17 protein-coding genes are annotated in these 16,202 nt (G+C 58.4%); 14 read left to right on the plus strand and 3 right to left on the minus strand.

What is annotated here, in order from left to right; translation table 11 throughout:
* Positions 1-477: 477 nt before the first annotated feature.
* A complete protein-coding gene (locus tag ACYVI2_RS20610) occupies positions 478-1,167 on the minus strand; it encodes a hypothetical protein (protein WP_415820472.1) in 690 nt (229 codons plus the stop codon).
* A 235-nt stretch (positions 1,168-1,402) separates the two neighbouring features.
* Between ACYVI2_RS20610 and ACYVI2_RS20615 the strand changes: the two genes are divergently transcribed.
* The 6 genes from ACYVI2_RS20615 (at position 1,403) to modC (ending at position 6,041) form a co-directional block, all read left to right on the plus strand.
* Positions 1,403-2,020: a hypothetical protein gene (locus ACYVI2_RS20615; protein ID WP_415820471.1), complete on the plus strand. Its 618-nt coding sequence runs from the start codon at positions 1,403-1,405 to the stop codon at positions 2,018-2,020.
* A gap of 149 nt (positions 2,021-2,169) precedes the next feature.
* Positions 2,170-2,667, plus strand: a complete 498-nt coding sequence (locus ACYVI2_RS20620; protein ID WP_415820470.1) for a CesT family type III secretion system chaperone — start codon at positions 2,170-2,172, stop codon at positions 2,665-2,667.
* A 14-nt stretch (positions 2,668-2,681) separates the two neighbouring features.
* Positions 2,682-3,242, plus strand: a complete 561-nt coding sequence (locus ACYVI2_RS20625) for a hypothetical protein (RefSeq protein ID WP_415820469.1) — start codon at positions 2,682-2,684, stop codon at positions 3,240-3,242.
* A gap of 198 nt (positions 3,243-3,440) precedes the next feature.
* Positions 3,441-4,205 carry a molybdate ABC transporter substrate-binding protein gene (modA, locus tag ACYVI2_RS20630; RefSeq protein ID WP_415820468.1) on the plus strand — a complete coding sequence of 255 codons (765 nt, stop codon included), beginning with the start codon at positions 3,441-3,443 and terminating at the stop codon, positions 4,203-4,205.
* A 25-nt stretch (positions 4,206-4,230) separates the two neighbouring features.
* Positions 4,231-4,908 (plus strand): molybdate ABC transporter permease subunit, encoded by a 678-nt coding sequence (gene modB, locus ACYVI2_RS20635; RefSeq protein ID WP_415820467.1) that lies wholly within the window; start codon positions 4,231-4,233, stop codon positions 4,906-4,908.
* A gap of 44 nt (positions 4,909-4,952) precedes the next feature.
* On the plus strand, positions 4,953-6,041 hold the full coding sequence (modC, locus tag ACYVI2_RS20640; RefSeq protein WP_415820466.1) for a molybdenum ABC transporter ATP-binding protein: 1,089 nt from the start codon (positions 4,953-4,955) through the stop codon (positions 6,039-6,041).
* 14 nt (positions 6,042-6,055) lie between these two features.
* Here modC and ACYVI2_RS20645 read toward each other — a convergent pair whose 3' ends face one another.
* Entirely contained in the window at positions 6,056-6,955 is a 900-nt protein-coding gene (locus ACYVI2_RS20645; protein WP_415820465.1) for a LysR family transcriptional regulator, read from the minus strand.
* Between the two features lie 76 nt (positions 6,956-7,031).
* Between ACYVI2_RS20645 and ACYVI2_RS20650 the strand changes: the two genes are divergently transcribed.
* The 8 genes from ACYVI2_RS20650 to ACYVI2_RS20685 all read left to right on the plus strand — a co-directional run bounded on the left by ACYVI2_RS20650 (position 7,032) and on the right by ACYVI2_RS20685 (position 15,037).
* Positions 7,032-7,931, plus strand: coding sequence for an amidohydrolase family protein (locus tag ACYVI2_RS20650; RefSeq protein WP_415820464.1), 900 nt, complete (start codon positions 7,032-7,034; stop codon positions 7,929-7,931).
* Between the two features lie 5 nt (positions 7,932-7,936).
* Positions 7,937-8,506, plus strand: a complete 570-nt coding sequence (locus tag ACYVI2_RS20655) for a hypothetical protein (protein WP_415820463.1) — start codon at positions 7,937-7,939, stop codon at positions 8,504-8,506.
* A gap of 14 nt (positions 8,507-8,520) precedes the next feature.
* Positions 8,521-9,072, plus strand: coding sequence for a carboxymuconolactone decarboxylase family protein (locus ACYVI2_RS20660; RefSeq protein ID WP_415820462.1), 552 nt, complete (start codon positions 8,521-8,523; stop codon positions 9,070-9,072).
* Positions 9,073-9,131: 59 nt separating this feature from the next.
* Positions 9,132-9,932, plus strand: coding sequence for an SDR family NAD(P)-dependent oxidoreductase (locus ACYVI2_RS20665; protein ID WP_415820461.1), 801 nt, complete (start codon positions 9,132-9,134; stop codon positions 9,930-9,932).
* On the plus strand, positions 9,916-10,869 hold the full coding sequence (locus tag ACYVI2_RS20670) for an SMP-30/gluconolactonase/LRE family protein (protein WP_415820460.1): 954 nt from the start codon (positions 9,916-9,918) through the stop codon (positions 10,867-10,869). Before ACYVI2_RS20665 ends, ACYVI2_RS20670 begins: the two co-directional genes overlap by 17 nt.
* 71 nt (positions 10,870-10,940) lie before the next feature.
* A complete protein-coding gene (locus ACYVI2_RS20675) occupies positions 10,941-11,951 on the plus strand; it encodes a Bug family tripartite tricarboxylate transporter substrate binding protein (RefSeq protein ID WP_415820459.1) in 1,011 nt (336 codons plus the stop codon).
* A gap of 96 nt (positions 11,952-12,047) precedes the next feature.
* Positions 12,048-12,503, plus strand: a complete 456-nt coding sequence (locus tag ACYVI2_RS20680) for a YkgJ family cysteine cluster protein (RefSeq protein WP_415820477.1) — start codon at positions 12,048-12,050, stop codon at positions 12,501-12,503.
* Positions 12,504-12,697: 194 nt separating this feature from the next.
* The gene (locus tag ACYVI2_RS20685; RefSeq protein ID WP_415820458.1) at positions 12,698-15,037 is read left to right on the plus strand and encodes an AsmA family protein; all 2,340 of its coding nucleotides are present in this window, start codon (positions 12,698-12,700) and stop codon (positions 15,035-15,037) included.
* 43 nt (positions 15,038-15,080) lie between these two features.
* On the opposite strand, the gene ACYVI2_RS20690 is transcribed toward ACYVI2_RS20685, so the two are convergent.
* Positions 15,081-15,920, minus strand: a complete 840-nt coding sequence (locus ACYVI2_RS20690; protein ID WP_415820457.1) for an NAD-dependent epimerase/dehydratase family protein — start codon at positions 15,918-15,920, stop codon at positions 15,081-15,083.
* Between the last annotated feature and the right edge of the window lie 282 nt (positions 15,921-16,202).

Genomic DNA, 16,202 nt, shown 5'->3' on the forward strand with positions numbered 1-16,202 from the left:
GCTTCGCGGGCTAAATCGCGGCTCAACGGCCCGGCGGGGCTTTTACACGCCGACCTCCTGCTCGCAATGTCTGCCATTGACGGATGTTTGTACGCTTCTCGTTGTTGAGCAGACTCCGTTGATTTGCGTCCAGTTTGGCCGCGTGACATGAACCCTGCCCATCGCATTAGCAAAGACAGCTTCAAAAAACGCCGATGGCAATCAGCCCTCGTTGTATTCCCTCATCATGAGTCCCTGTCGCGTGTCTGGGCGTGGCGCCGGGCCGTTGAGCGCGGATTTAGTCCGCGCAGCGGACCGAGGCCCCTGGTCATGGGCCGAGTCCGTGCGATAGGCCCGGCGCCACGCCCAGGCACGCGACAGGGACGTCTTCAGAGAAACAATCACGAGCAGCAAACGCCCACACCACACCAACAGCGATAAAAAAAATGCCAGCCAGCGCTTAACTAACTGTCATTGGGCGCAATGCCCGCTTTTTTCTTAGAAGGTATAAGCCACTCCGAGGCTGACGACGGGATACCATCGCACCTTGTTCGCCATCTTTTCGATCTCGTGCTTTTGTTGCTGCGTACGGTCTTTGACCTGCTGGATGTTGAGGTTACGCACCCCCTCGGGCGGTTCAACGCTGACTCTGGCATTGCCTTGATAGAGCACGCCGATATCTGCCGCAAAGCTGAATCCTTCTTTCACGACGTTGTGATACCCGATCCCCAGATAGGGGGCGACTGGCGCATACTCAACCTTGGCCGAACTTTTTCCTAGCTGCTTGCCGTCTACCTGGATCACATGATTGCCGATGCGATGAGAGAACATACGGTCGATAACACCGCTCGCGGAAATGCGGTTGTCGTTTCTGTACAGGCCGGCGGTCATGTGAAACCCGTTGTCCAGCGGATAGTAATCAAATAACAAACCCAGCGATTTCAAGCGAATATCGGAATCGTATTTGACACCATCGACCGTGAACGACTTGTCAAAACCAAACTGATTCCAGGCGGCACGTACGCTGAAGTCATGATCAGATCGATACCCAACCTGTGCACTCAGCCCTTGTGTGCCTATCTGGGGAGCGACAAACCATGATGAGGCCAATACGCTCTTGGGAACCAGGGCAACGAGTAGCAATAGAAAAAAGCACAAACCCAGGCGGCCAGACAATTCCGTTTGCATTATGTTTTCGCTCTTTGCAGGTTAAGGAAACCCGTGAGTGGCCTTTCCCCTGAATCGAGTTCCATCACGCAAACCAACGATGAATCATCGTGGGAACCTTATGCAATCCACGGTTACTTAATAGGCATCGTCATTTCATCCAGGATTGCCTGCATGGCGCTTCAAGCTGGCTCAGTGACTGCGGGGGTCATGCGGGCTTCTGTTGGCGAGGCCTCGTAAATTAGGTTAGAGGGGCATGCAAACCACAGGTACATCACTGCCGGCGGTATTGGCACCGCTTGCGACTGGTGCTTCCTCGGCAGACAGTTGGACGGACACCGGGATCGATTGGATTCAACGCATCGTGGCCGTGTTGACCGTTGAGCCTGTCGCACACCTCAGTCGAGACACCTTGCTTGCGATTGGCCGAGTGGTGCCGGACTCGGTCTTTGCGACGCTCGGTTTGGTAGCTACCGTCACCGCGTTCAGTAATTGTCTGGAGAACGGCTTTGCCAGCAAGGACGCCTTGATCGGGTTGCTGAGCGGCGTGAGCGCGGCGAGTGCCGTCGATCGCCTGGTCACGATGGCGGTCGGCGTTGGTGCAGGGATCGGGCACTACGGCGTGGTGACCGGTTGGGCGCTGACGTCGATAAAGCTCGTCACGCTAACGCAGCAAGGCGATGTACCGGGGGCGTTGCTTGCCGGTGCAAAATTGGCAGCCACCATCGCTTTGACCGGGCACCCTGTCGTGTTAGGTGTCGTGATTGCGGCGGATGTGGCTTATACGCTCTATTGGGCCTACTTTCCCGTCGATTCACAGCAGCTAAGCGTTGCCGGAGATGGGTACATGCCAATGAAACTGGTGCCGGAATAAGACTGCTGAGGCGATTCGTCCTTCATGACGTGTGTGGCCGAACCGAAGGTGGCCAGTGGGCTGTTGTATTGGACGACCATGATGCATGACCGGAACCTTATGCAATCCCAAGTTACTCACGCAGTGTTCTCTGCTTTCTCCGGACACACATGATGACAATGGACTCGCTCGAACGGCTGCGTGATTGGGGTAGTTCTCTTGAACAAGCTCTAGGAATTCCAATCGTCGTCGATCAAAACGGCATGCTGGCGTTGACGACCAAAGGTGGGAACGTCTTTAGTATTGCGCCGGCGCCGACCCCAGTGGGCCTGCTCTTTACCGGGATCCTGGGCATGGCCGACGATACGATGCCCGCCAGTACCCTGCGTGCCTTGTTGGCGGTCAATATGGCTCCGAGTCTGTCAGGCATGGCGAACGTGGGGGTCGCGCCTGCGACTCACGAAATTTTGCTGAAACTGACGTGGATGCCGAACGAGGCGAATTGGACCGAGTCCGCGTTTGCCGGTGTGCTCATTGCATTTGCCGAGCACGTCGACGCATTGGCTGCCGCTATTCGCGACGGCGAGCTGCAGTCGATACTGGCGCTTGCCTCTATACCCGATCCGTCTCTCGCGTCATCGGCAACGGATCTGACTGACTTGGCCTAAAGGAAGGATTGATTATGCAAATCCCGGTTGGCGCGGGGGCGGCGCTGCCCCCCTTGTTTGACATTGGCCTAGGATTATTTCCCAAGGATTCTAAAGACCTTGGGTGTGATGTGGTCAAGCTTGCCGCCAGCGCATTGAGTATTGAGCCGGTGGCGCAGGCCAGCCGCGAGAGTTTGCGCAACGCAGGCAGCGTGGCGCAGGACTCTGCCTTGGGCTTGTTCAGTGCGTACAGCACCGCGGTCTCTTTCTCCAAATGTATGACAAGCGGCCTTTTCAGCACTGACACGTTGTCAACACTGGCTAACGGTTTGAACGCAACAGCGCTCATGGATCGCGCCGTGCAGACGGGGACAGGCACCGGGATAGGCGCCGGAAATTACCAGGCCGTGACTGCAGGGTTAGTGACGACGGCAACACTCATCTCGCGGGCGTATCAAGGCGATTTGCCAGGTGTCATGCTTTCCGGCGGCAAATTGGTCGCCAGCATGGCGTGTTCTGGCAGTTCCATTGCGCAGGTCCTGATCGCCCTGGATATGGCCTACTCCAACGCGCGTTGGCTGCCTACAGGGCCATAAACGCAGACTGCGTTATCGCAGACGCTCGAGGCGTCGCGGTTCTTTCATTACCGCGCGCCCTGCGTCAGCGTGAAATAGTCGTTTTGGACGACCGCCTACAGCCTTAAGGCATCTCCCATTGAGTCAGGTCAATTTCGTTATATAGTTGTGTATATAGCGAATCGACTGTTCCTTTTCTTTTAATAGGGTGACTCTGCCATGGCTGCCGTACGTCTTGCTGTCGTTTTGACTGCTGGTTTATTGTCTGTCTCCACATCCGCATTGGCCGCAGAGGTGCAAGTCGCCGTCGCCGCCAATTTCACTGCGCCGCTGCAGGCCATCGCCAAGCAATTCGAGCAGGACACGGGCAACAGGGTTCTAGCCTCCTTCGGAGCGACCGGGCAGTTTTATTCACAGATCAAAAACGGTGCGCCCTTCGAGGTGTTCCTGGCAGCCGATGATGACCGTCCGGCCAGACTAGAATCCGAAGGCGATACGGTGCCCGGCTCACGGTTTACCTATGCGGTGGGAACATTGGCGCTGTGGTCGGCCAAGCCGGGTTATGTCGATGATCAAGGCGATGTACTGAAGAAAAATGCATTTCAGCATTTGGCCATTGCCAATCCAAAAGCCGCACCGTACGGCTTGGCCGCGACACAAGTCATGCAGCGGCTCGGCCTCACGGAAACCTTGAAACCCAAAATCGTCGAAGGGCAGAGCATCGGACAAGCCCAGCAATTTGTCGCTTCCGGCAATGCCGAACTGGGCTTTGTCGCACTGTCGCAGATCTACAAGGACGGCAAACTGACCTCTGGGTCGGCCTGGATTGTCCCGGGTGATTTGCATGACACCATCAAACAAGATGCCGTCGTGCTGGCCAAAGGCAAAGACAACCCGGTGGCCGCCGCGTTCGCGGCATACCTGAAAGGCCCCAAGGCTGCCGAGATTATTAAGTCCTACGGGTATCAATTAGGCGGACAATAGGCGGATCTCGTCGTCCCTGTCTCTTATGCCCTTAGACTCTGCCGATTTGGCCGCGATCTGGTTGACACTGGAACTGGCGTCCCTGGTGACGGTGTTGTTGTTGATCGTTGGCACGCCCATCGCATGGTGGCTCGCGCATACCCGGTCGCGCCTCAAAGGCCCGATCGGCGCCGTGGTGGCCTTGCCGCTGGTATTGCCGCCAACGGTGCTGGGTTTTTATTTATTGGTGCTGATGGGGCCTCACGGCTGGATCGGTCAGGTCACGCAGGCATTGGGCTTGGGGACATTGCCGTTCACCTTTGCTGGGTTGGTGGTGGCTTCGGTCATTTATTCGTTGCCCTTTGTGGTGCAGCCTCTGCAAAATGCATTTGAAGCCATCGGGCGCCGTCCGCTGGAGGTAGCGGCCACGTTGCGTGCCAGTCCCTGGGATTGTTTTTTTTCCGTCGTGTTGCCTATGGCGCGGCCCGGATTTATCACAGCTGCGATTCTGGGGTTCGCCCATACGGTAGGCGAGTTTGGCGTCGTGCTGATGATGGGCGGCAACATCGAGGGCAAAACGCGCGTTGTCTCCGTGCAGATTTATGACCATGTCGAAGCGTTGGAATATGCGCAGGCGCATTGGCTGGCAGGCGGTATGGTCGCGTTTGCATTTGTGGTGTTGCTGTTGCTGTATACGCGCCGGCGCACTGCGTCGCTGTGGTGACGGGTCGATCACACATGTCACATCAGCGTTCCACCGACACAATAATGAGCACAGGTATCGAAGCCCGCTTTCGAGTGGATTACCGAGAGTTTTCGCTGGACGTCGATCTGGATCTGCCGGGCCGCGGTGTGTCGGCACTATATGGGCACTCCGGCTCGGGCAAAACGACGTGCTTGCGATGCATGGCGGGATTAGCCCCGGTGTCGCGAGGTTATCTGCGCATCAATGGCGAGGTCTGGCTGGATACAGAGGCCGGTATTGCCGTTCCGACACATCGCCGGTCGCTGGGCTATGTTTTTCAAGAAGCCAGTCTGTTTGACCATATGACGGTCCAGCGTAATCTCGCGTTTGGCCTGAACCGTATTCCTGCGGCAGAGCGTCGCGTGGATCTGCTGCAGGCAGCAGAGCTGCTGGGGATCTCGCATCTATTGGAACGTATGCCTGGCGGATTGTCTGGCGGAGAACGCCAGCGAGTCGGTATTGCTCGCGCGCTGCTGACCAGTCCTCGTCTGTTGTTGATGGATGAGCCCTTGGCGTCCTTGGATATCGCGCGCAAGCAGGAGATTCTGCCGTATCTCGAACGGCTGCATGACGAGCTCGATATTCCCGTGATCTATGTCAGTCATTCGCCCGAGGAGGTGGCGCGCCTGGCCGACCACCTGGTGTTGTTGAGCGCCGGGCGGGCTATCGCGAGCGGCACGATCGCACAGATGCTGACGCGTCTGGATTTACCATTGGCCATGGCTGATGATGCTTCGGTGGTGGTTTCCGGAGCGGTCGCGGGATTTGACCCTGCTTATCAATTGATGTCTGTGCAGTTACCAGATAGCGCATCATGCTTACGCGTGGTGCACGAGCAATTGCCGCCGGGCACCGCAACTCGTTTGGCTGTCAAGGCACGTGACGTGAGCATTACACTCGTGCACCCAGAGCAGAGCAGTATTGTGAATGTGATTTCTGTCCGGGTGCAGGACATGGCGCCCGCCGGCCATCCCGACCACATCCTGGTGCGCCTGGATGCTGACGGTACACCGTTATTGGCGCGGATCACCCGATATTCGCGAGATCAACTAGGCCTGGTACAGGGCACGCACGCCTGGGCGCAGATCAAAGCGGTATCGGTGTTGGCTTGATAGACGCGTACCTTTCACGCAAACAGTTGCCGCATATCGAGACCACGAATAATGTCAGCGGTGGACTCGACCAGCGGCGGCAGGATCTGACGATCGGGCGTGGCCAGGGTCAGATTATTCATGATGACAGGATCGATGATGGTCGAGCAGACCAGATCGTCTCGCCCCTGGATATCGTGCAACGCTGATCGTGGCAGGATGGTGTACAGACTATCCTGAGTCATGGTTTCCAGAATGGTGTGTACCACGTCGACTTCTGCAATGACGTCCAGGGATACATTGAGCTCGCGGCAAGTTTTCTCGACCAATGCCCGGATGGTGTTCGGGGCGCTGGGCAGTACCAGGGGGTAGCGACCCAGATCCTTTGCGCGAACGCTGGGCGGCGGGGCAGGCCGGCACGATTTGGTGTAGGCCAAGACGAGATCCTCGCGGTACACCGACTCGTAGCGCACCAGCGTCGATGGGGGCGGGTCGTACAGCAGCGCCAGGTCGACTCGGTCTTTTACCAGCCATTCGTTCATTTCGAGGCTCAAACCCTCTGCCAGGGTCAGTGCGGCCGTGGGGTGTTTGCGGCGAAAGGCCTGCATGATGTGCGGTGCCAATCGACGAGCCACGCGATGCGGCATGGCCAGACGGACCTTGTCCTGCGAGGTCGAGCCAAAGGCGCGCATATCTTGTTTCGCATGTTGCGCCAGGTCATCCAGCGCCTGCGCATGCGCCAGAAAGCGCAAGCCGGCGGGCGTGGGTGCAACGCCGCGGCCGGTACGGATCAATAAATGATGGCGCAGCTCCGCCTCCAGTAACTGGATCTGCCGGCTGAGCGAGGGCTGTGACAATCCCAGCACCTCGGCGGCGCGGGACAGGCTGCGCATTTCGCAGGCCACGATGAAATAGCGGATTTGCTTGAGATCCATAGACACAATGGTATACGTTTTTGCTATATCAGAAGTCCGCTAAGTCTCATTGCCGGCAGGGCGTGGACTGCGCATCATGCGAATTCACGACAGCTACACGATTCCCATGCCCGATTGCGCGCCTCCTCTTGCCCAGATTACGCCTGCCAGCCAAGCTTTACCGGCGCAGGCTTGCGATAGCCATTTCCATATCTTTGGACCGGCCGACGTTTTTCCTTATGCGGCGGACCGCCCCTATACGCCTCCCGATGCGTCGTTTGAACAGATGCGCCATATGCATCAGCAACTGGGATTCAGCCGTGGCGTGATCATCCAGCCGGGTTGCCATGGCTACGACATGTCGGCCACCCTGGACGCGCTGGACAAAGGGGCAGGGCAGTATCGTGCTATCGCGCTGGTGCCCCCAACGGTGGGCGAGCGGGAGCTCGCAGATATGGATTCCCGCGGGGTGCGGGGCGTGCGCTACAACTTCGTTGCTCATCTGGCCAACGGGGGCTGGGATGAGTTGGCTCAGGTGGCGCCGCGGATCGCGCCGCTCGGGTGGCATGTCTGCATTCATTCCGACCAAGCATCGCTCATGGACCTGCTGCCGCGCCTGAAACGTCTGCCAGTGCCCTTCGTGATCGACCACATGGGGCGGGTCGCCGCCTCGCAAGGCGTAGCGAACGACGCATTTCAGGCGCTGCTGGCATTACGCGACCACCCGAATGCCTGGATCAAGATTTCTGGGCTGGATCGTGTCTCCAGTCATGGGAAACGGCCTTTTGCCGATGCCGAGCCCTTGGTGACCGCCTTGTTGGAGGCGATGCCGGAGCGCCTGCTATGGGGCACGGACTGGCCGCATCCCAATGTGGCCGGCGATATGCCGGATGACGGCGAGTTGCTCAACACGTTTCTGCGTCTTTGCCCCGATCGCGCCGTGCAGCACCAGATATTGGTTGATAACCCCCACACCTTGTATCGATTCGGACGATGAAATCAATGTTGATCAAATTTCCCAAAGAGGCCTTAAACACGGCTGCCGTGCTGGCGCTGCCTGGTGTGAAGCAAGCGAATTTTCGTATCTATCACGCGGTGGATCACGTCGAGACTTATGTGTGGTTGTCCTGGCCTGCAGAGGTCGCGGGCACTGAGGCTGGCCTCAACGCCGGCATCAGTAATTTGCCGGCGGCTGTGCGGCAATCACATCCCGATGCACAGATGGTGAACCTCGCATTGACTACTGATGTAGCGGGTCATTCCATCGGCCAGGCAGCCCCTTGGTTCTATATGGTCGAGACCGATATCAAACCAGGTGCGGAAACCGACTTTGATAGCTGGTATGAGACTGAGCATCTGCCAGGGTTAGCCGCCGTACCAGGCACGGTGAGGGCGCGCCGGTATCTCGCTGAAAACAGCTCGCCGCGCTATTACGCCTGCTATGACCTGGCACAACGCGAAGCCTTTGGGTCGCCCGCCTGGTTGGCCGTGCGTGCGACATCCTGGAGCGATCGTGTCCGTCCGAATTTCATCAATACCAAACGCACCATGTTTCGCCTGGTGCAAGACTAGGTAGAGGCCCGAATATGCCACGACTGAATCCTCCTGAACTCGAAAACCTTTCCGAGCATCAACGCCGCATCTACGACGCTATCGCCTCCGGGCCGCGTGGCAAAGTCCGCGGACCTCTGGCTATTTGGCTGCATCGCGCAGGCCTGGCAGAGCACGCACAGGCGTTGGGGCAATATTGCCGCTATGACTCCAGTCTGCCACCGAGATTATCCGAGTTGGCCATCTTGACCATGGCCGCATGGTGGCAGGCTTCATTCGAATGGTGGGCGCATCATCCGATTGCGCTGAAGGCCGGCCTGGATGCGGGTATCGCCGAGCAGATCCGCTTGGGCGACGAACCGGTGTTTATCCAGGCAGACGAGTCGGTGGTGTATCGCTTTGTCTGCGCGTTGCTGCAGACCCGTCGCGTTCCAGATGCCTTGTATCAGGAGGCGGTCGACGTGTTGGGGACTGATAGTGTTGTGGACCTGGTCGGCATCACCGGCTACTACACATTGATTTCGATGACGATCAATGTGTTCGAGATCGAACCGCCGGATGGCAGCACGATCAGCTTCGGGCGTTGAGGGTAGTTGTTCGACGCCACATTCTTTTTTGACGAAAACAACATTATGCGAGACAGATCATGACAGGCCGTTTGCAAGGCAAGGTAGCCATCGTTACGGGCGCGGGCAGCGTGGGTCCAGGTTGGGGCAATGGCCGCGCCATTGCCTATCGATTTGCGCAAGAGGGCGCGCAGGTTTTTGCCGTCGATCGTGACGAAGGTGCGATGCAGGAAACCGTTGCCCGCGTGCGCGAGGTCGGAGGGCAGATCACGACCTGGTGTGCGGACGTGACGGATTCCGACGCCGTACGCGATATGGTGCAAGCCTGCATGGATACGTGGGGGCGCGTCGATATCCTGGTCAACAACGTAGGTGGATCGCGCAAAGGTGGCCCGGTGACCTTGGACGAAGACACCTGGGACAGCCAGATCGATTTCAACCTGAAAAGCGTATACCTCGGTTGCCGCCATGTATTACCTCGGATGCAGGCTCAAGGCGGTGGCGCCATCGTGAATATTGCATCGACCTCCGGCATCCGCTGGACGGGCTCGGCACAAGTGGGATACGCCAGCGCGAAAGCCGGTGTGATTCAACTCTCCCGCGTGGTGGCGATAGAGAACGCCAAGCAGAATATTCGTTGCAATACCGTCATTCCTGGGCAGATGCATACCCCTATGGTTGAGGTGCGTCTGGCCGGTCAGCGTGCTGGAGGCGACGTGGATGCATTGCTGGCGCAGCGGCAGTCGCGTATTCCGCTGCCGTTCATGGGTGACGGCATGGATACCGCCAATGCAGCGTTGTTCTTGGCTTCGGACGAGGCACGCTTCGTCACCGCGACCGAAATCATCGTCGACGGAGGCATGAGTGCACGATGCGATTGAAAGGGCGGCGCCCACGCGTTATCCGGATGCGGCGGTGATTGCACTGGATCCTCGTTTCGAGAAACTGGTGCTGCCATTGGCAGCCGTCGAGCGCGTGGCTACAGGCAGCCGTTGGGCGGAGGGGCCGGTATGGTTCGGTGATGGACGCTATCTGCTTTGGAGCGATGTGCCGAACGACCGCATCATGCGATGGGACGAGATCAGTCAGCAAACACACGTCTGGCGCCATACGTCGGGCCATGCGAATGGCAACACGCGCGACCGTCAGGGCCGCCTGATTACTTGCGAACATCTGGGCCGCCGCGTGACGCGTACGGAACATGATGGCCGGATCACGGTATTGGCCGACCACTATCAAGGCAAGCGTTTGAATTCGCCCAATGATGTGGTGGTGAAGTCAGATGGTTCGATCTGGTTTACTGATCCTCCCTTTGGCATCGTCGGCTATTACCAGGGCGAGAAAGCCGAACAGGAACTGCCGGCGGCGATCTATCGCATCAGTCCAGATGGTCAAGAGGTCCGCTTGATGTGCGACACCGTACAGGGGCCTAACGGGCTGGCGTTTTCACCCGACGAACGGCATTTGTATGTGATCGAGTCGCGCGCGCGGCCGCGCAACATTGTGGTGTTCGATGTCGCGAATGATGGCGTCAGCCTGAGCCCGCCGCGAGTGCTGTTTGATGCTGGCGACGGGACGCCTGACGGTTTCCGCATGGATATCGAGGGCAACCTGTGGTGTGGCTGGGGGATGGGTACTGCCGAGTTGGATGGCGTACGCGTGTTTTCGCCACAGGGTGAATTGCTGGGGCGTATCGCGTTGCCTGAGCGTTGCGCCAATCTGTGTTTCGGCGGCAAGCACCGCAACCGCTTGTTCATGGCGTCGTGCACGTCGATCTATTCCTTATTTGTTAACACCCAGGGCGCTACCGCTCTGTAGCTTCAACGTTGTTTGCAGTTCGCTGCATGCCTGTCAGCGAGCTGTACACCATAATCAGACAGGAGACGATCATGTTTCATCTACTCTACGGACGTGTGGTCAAACGCTTGACCGCGACGCATTTGTCCACATCCCGTTTATTCAAGTATGTAGCGGCTGCCGTATTGGGTGCTGCGGCCGTGAGTGCGCAAGCGCAGAACACCACGAGTCTGGTGGTTGCCTTTCCTGCAGGCGGCCCCGCAGATTCTCTGGCTCGCATTGTCGCCGCGCAGCTGGAGAAAGAGCTGAAGCATCCCGTTCTGGTCGAGAACAAGCCCGGCGGAAACGGCGCGATCGCCGCCTCGTACGTGGCGCGTGCTCGCCCTGATGGCCAGACCTTGTTCTTGAGCTCCGTTGGTGCGATCTCCATCAATCCCGCTCTGTATCCGAAGCTGATTTACGACCCTATCAAGGACTTCGCGCCCGTGTCGCTGCTGGTTTCTGTACCGGAGGTATTGGTGGTCGGCGCAAAGAGCCCCTATGCCGACGCACAGGCGTTCGTGACCAAGATCAAGAGCGATGGCTTGTCGATGGCTTCATCCGGTGTGGGCAGCATGCCGCACATGGCGGTCGTCCAACTCAAACTTTCTACCAAGGGCAAGATCCTGCATGTGCCATACAAGGGCGCTGCCCCTGCCATCACCGATACCATTGGTGGACAAGTGGATGGTTTCATTGGCGATGTGTCCGGCCTGATGCCGCACATTCAGTCTGGTAAAGCGAAAGCGTTGGCAATTGCTGCGCCCAAGCGTTCCACTGTGCTGCCCGATGTGCCGACATTTGACGAGCTGAACATTCCTGATGTTTATGCCAATAATTGGTATGGCGTGTTCGCGCCAAAGGGCACGCCAGCCGACACAGTCGCTGCGCTGAACGCCGTACTGGCCAACGTTCTGCAGACCTCGGAATTGAAAGCCTATGCCGAGACCACAGGAGTCGAGCTGTCGCCGACCACCCCTCAAGCGTTCGCCGATCTGGTGCGTGATGACACCAAAAAATGGGGTGACTTGATCCGGGAAGAGGGAATTACCGTCGACAATTGAGTCGTCTGTACCGATGGGGAAGGCGGCCTCTTGAAATCGGCCAAGCCGCTGGCTACACTGCCGGCCGTCCCTTGGCCTTTTCTGGCGCCTCCCATCATGACCCGGCTGCAGCCGAACCCCATCGAGCTTATTGCTCCCGCCACCCTGGGTGGCGATGATGCCAATCCCTGCCTGAGTTGCGGCGCCTGCTGTGCGCACTTTCGGGTGTCGTTCTATTGCGGAGAGGTCGCCGGCGAAAACGGCGGGACCGTGCCTTTGGCGCTGGTGCGCCCCATCAGCCCGCTGCGGGTCTGCATGGCCGGTACGGAAAAAGGCGGTGGGCGCTGCGTCGCATTACGCGGAGAACTGGGCCAGCCCGGGATTCATTGCGACATTTATTCCTTGCGGCCGACGCCGTGCCGCGAGTTCGAGGTCTGGCAGCCCGATGGCTCCGTCAATCCGGACTGCCAGCGCCTGCGAGCCGCGCTCGGCTTACCTCCTATTGCGCCTCGTCCCGACGCCGAGAACGATCCGCAGGGGCCGTGTACCCCTGCCCATCCCGCTGCGGCCTGAAACTTGCTGTACAGCTGTCGTCCCCATCGTCATTGCAGAGAGGGCGGTCTTTACTTTTTTGCATGACCGGTTGCGCCGTTCAGGTAGATTTAGAAAAATCCGTATACATTCTCTGGCAATGATTCCCGGATCTGCCTATACCCTGGATAGGAAAGCCAGGCTGCTTGAGGCGGGTCAGGCAAAGGAATACAGCCATGACGCGTACGAAGAAAGTACTTATCGGGCTGGGTAGCGTCATCATTCTCGTGGTGGCGGCCCTGGTAGTTGCCATTGCACTTTTTAATTGGAACTACCTGAAGCCCACCATTAATACCAAGGTCTCCGAGGCAATCGGACGTCCGTTCGCCATCAACGGGGATGTGACGGTGCAATGGCGGCGTCCCGGCGATATGCCCGGCTGGCAGGGCTGGGTACCGTGGCCTCATGTGGTGCTGAACGATGTCACCCTGGGCAACCCGCCGTGGGGGCAGTATCGGGACATGGCGTCGCTCAAACGCGCCGAATTCACGCTGTCGCCGTTGCCGTTGCTGACTCAGCAGGTCGTTATTCGTGAAATCCAGTTGACGGGAGCCCGGGCGAATCTGGAGCGCTTGAGGGATGGGCGCACCAATTGGTTATTTACATTTCCGGAAGGCGACGGGCAGCCTTCGAAGTGGAAAATCGATATAGACGAAATCGGCTTTGACCAAGGACAGATCGCGTTCCGTGATGAGACCTTGAACGCGGACATCCAGGCCCAGATCGATCCGCTGGGCAAACCCATCCCCTACGAAGATATAGCGGGTAAATCCAGCGCCGACGGGAAAAAAGAAGACGCAGGCAAAGACACCAAATCCTCGGCCAAATCCGAGAAAACAAAGGCAGGCGAAAAAGCGGCAGCAGTGAAACCGGCGGAGCCGGCCTCCTCCGCCACATCCCCTGCCGCCCAGCAGCCCGCCGCCCAGAGTTCTCAGGCGAAACCCTCCAGTGCGCAGTTGGCTGCGGCGAAAGCCGAATTGGCCACCAAGCCGCCAGCCAGCGGCGAGGACGGTGCCAACGCCACGCAAGCGACAAACCACACCGCTGTCGCCGTTCCCGACGATTACGTCTTTGGCTGGAAAGTAAAAGGCCGCTACAAGCAACTGCCCCTGAAAGGCGACGGCAAGATCGGCGGCATGCTGGCTGTCAAAGATCCCAATCGGCCTTTCCCTTTGCAGGCTGACGTCACCATCGGCGATACGCACGTGGCGGTAGCCGGTACGTTGACCGACCCTGCGAACCTTGGGGCGCTGGATTTGCGTCTGGCCTTGTCCGGCGCCACGATGTCGGACCTGTACCCACTGATCGGCGTGACCCTGCCGGACACGCCACGTTACGCCACCGATGGCCGCTTGAGCGCGCGACTCAAACAGGCTGACGGCGCCACGTTCCGGTATCGCGATTTCAACGGTAAGGTCGGGGCGAGCGACTTGCACGGAGACTTGACGTTCAAACTCGGGGTTCCGCGTCCCAAGCTCACAGGTGAATTGAGCTCGAATCAGCTGCGGATGCAAGACCTGGGGCCGCTGATCGGCGTTGAGCCCAACGCCGGGAAAAAGGCCGCCGCCAAAGGGGATGACAAGGCGAAACCATCCGGAGGCAAAGTCCTGCCCACGCAACAATTCCGGACCGAACGATGGCGCGACATGGACGCGGATGTGGCGTTGACTGCCGGGCGCATCGTCTATGACGAAAAAAGGCCGATCAGTAAACTCGACGTCCATCTTGTGCTGGATAACGGCTTGCTCACACTGGACCCATTACGCTTTGGCTTTGCCGGTGGCACGATCAACTCCGACTTGAAGCTCGATGGCGGCAAAACACCCATGACCGGCGACGCAAAGGTCGCAGTGCGAGGCTTGCGATTGAAGCAGCTATTTCCCAACGTCGAATCCATGCAGCAGGCCTTGGGCCAGTTGAACGGAGATGTGGCGTTGAAAGGCGCGGGCAATTCCGTCGCGGCTTTGCTGGGTACCTCAAGTGGCGATGCCCGCTTATTGGTCAATGACGGTGTCATCAGCAAAGGGCTCATGGAGATTGCCGGCCTGAACGTCGGCAACTACGTGATCAGCAAATTGTTCGGTGACGAAGAGGTCAAGATCAATTGCGGTGCGGCTGATCTGAACATGAAACAGGGCGTCATGACGCCGCGAGTGTTTGTCTTTGATACGGAAAATGCCATTGTGCAGATCGAGGGCAATGTCAATTTCAAGGATGAGACGCTCGATCTGGACATTTCGCCTGAAAGCAAAGGCATTCGCTTGTTCTCGCTGCGTTCACCGCTGTATGTGAAAGGTACTTTTGCCAATCCCGATGCGGGGGTGCAGGTGCTTCCTCTGGCCGCGCGCGGCGCAGGCGCGGTCGCGTTGGGCGTGCTGTTGACTCCTGTGGCAAGCTTGCTGGCCCTGGTGGCACCCAGCTCCGGCGAGGAAGAAAAACCATGCAGTGAAATGATGCAGCAACTGCGCCAGCCGGCCAAGGCCTCCTCGCCCCAGGGCAAAGCGAAATCCAAATAGCTGGCGCTCAGCACCTACGTGCCGAACGCACTGCCAAGCAGATTTATTGCGGCTCGAACGGCCCCGCGACGGTGAACTTGCCGCCTTGGAAAATCACCGACGGGTCATCTGCCGGCGGTGCAGGTTGTTCCTCGATCTTGTCCCGATAGATCTCCGACGTATCGCGCGGGGTGTAGTCGAGCTTGGCGGCATAGCGGTTGTCCCACCACACCGTGCGATTGTTCGACATGCCATAGACGACGGTGTGGCCGATGTCCGGTGTATATAGACAGCGGTGCAGCAGTGCGTCGAAATCGTTCAGGCTGATCCATGTCGCCATCATGCGCCGGTCTGCTGGTTCGGGAAACAGCGAGCCGATGCGTATGCTGGCCGTTTCGATGCCGTAGCGATCGAAATATAGCTGCGCCATGTCTTCGCCAAACGATTTGGAGACGCCGTAATAGCCATCCGGGCGGCGCAGGGCATGCGCGTCAATGGTCTCGTCTTGGCGATAAAAGCCGGTGACGTGATTCGAACTGGCGAACACGATACGCTTGATGCCATGATGGCGCGCCGCCTCATACAGATTGAATACGCCCTTGATGTTGGCCTCGAGGATTTCCTCGAACGGACGCTCGACGGATACGCCTCCCAGATGCACGATGGCGTCGCAATCGGCTGCCAGCGCGTCAAACGCTGCGCGATCCGAGATATCGCAAGGGATGGCCTCTTCGTGCGGAGCCAGGTTCGTTGCCTGAGCAGTCAGCGCCGCAGGCAGGTCGGACAAGCGCACGTGTTTGGCTTGAGCTGCCAGCAGAGGGCGGATAGCACGGCCCACACCGCCGGCTGCGCCGGTCAATAGCAAGCGGTTGAACAAACGGGATTGGGCAGGGGTACTGCTCATGAGGTTGTCTCCGGTCGCGCAGTCCTGGTATCGCTGCGGACAAGGGTAATGGTCGCAGGGCGTGAGGCTGGTTTCTTGTACGTCGTCGTACAAGTGGGAATGAATCATCGAACACGGCCTACTGCCTTGTCAATAGCGGTCAGGGGGCATTCAGCGTAATCCCGGATATACGCCGCAGAAGCGACCATGTTTTTGTAAGTTACACGTCAGTTTGCGTGCGTTATGGGCCGGTTTGGAGAGTTATCGGGAAGCATGTATAATTTTGCCTCTTGACTGCTGGCG

The organism is Bordetella tumbae, assembly GCF_054780995.1.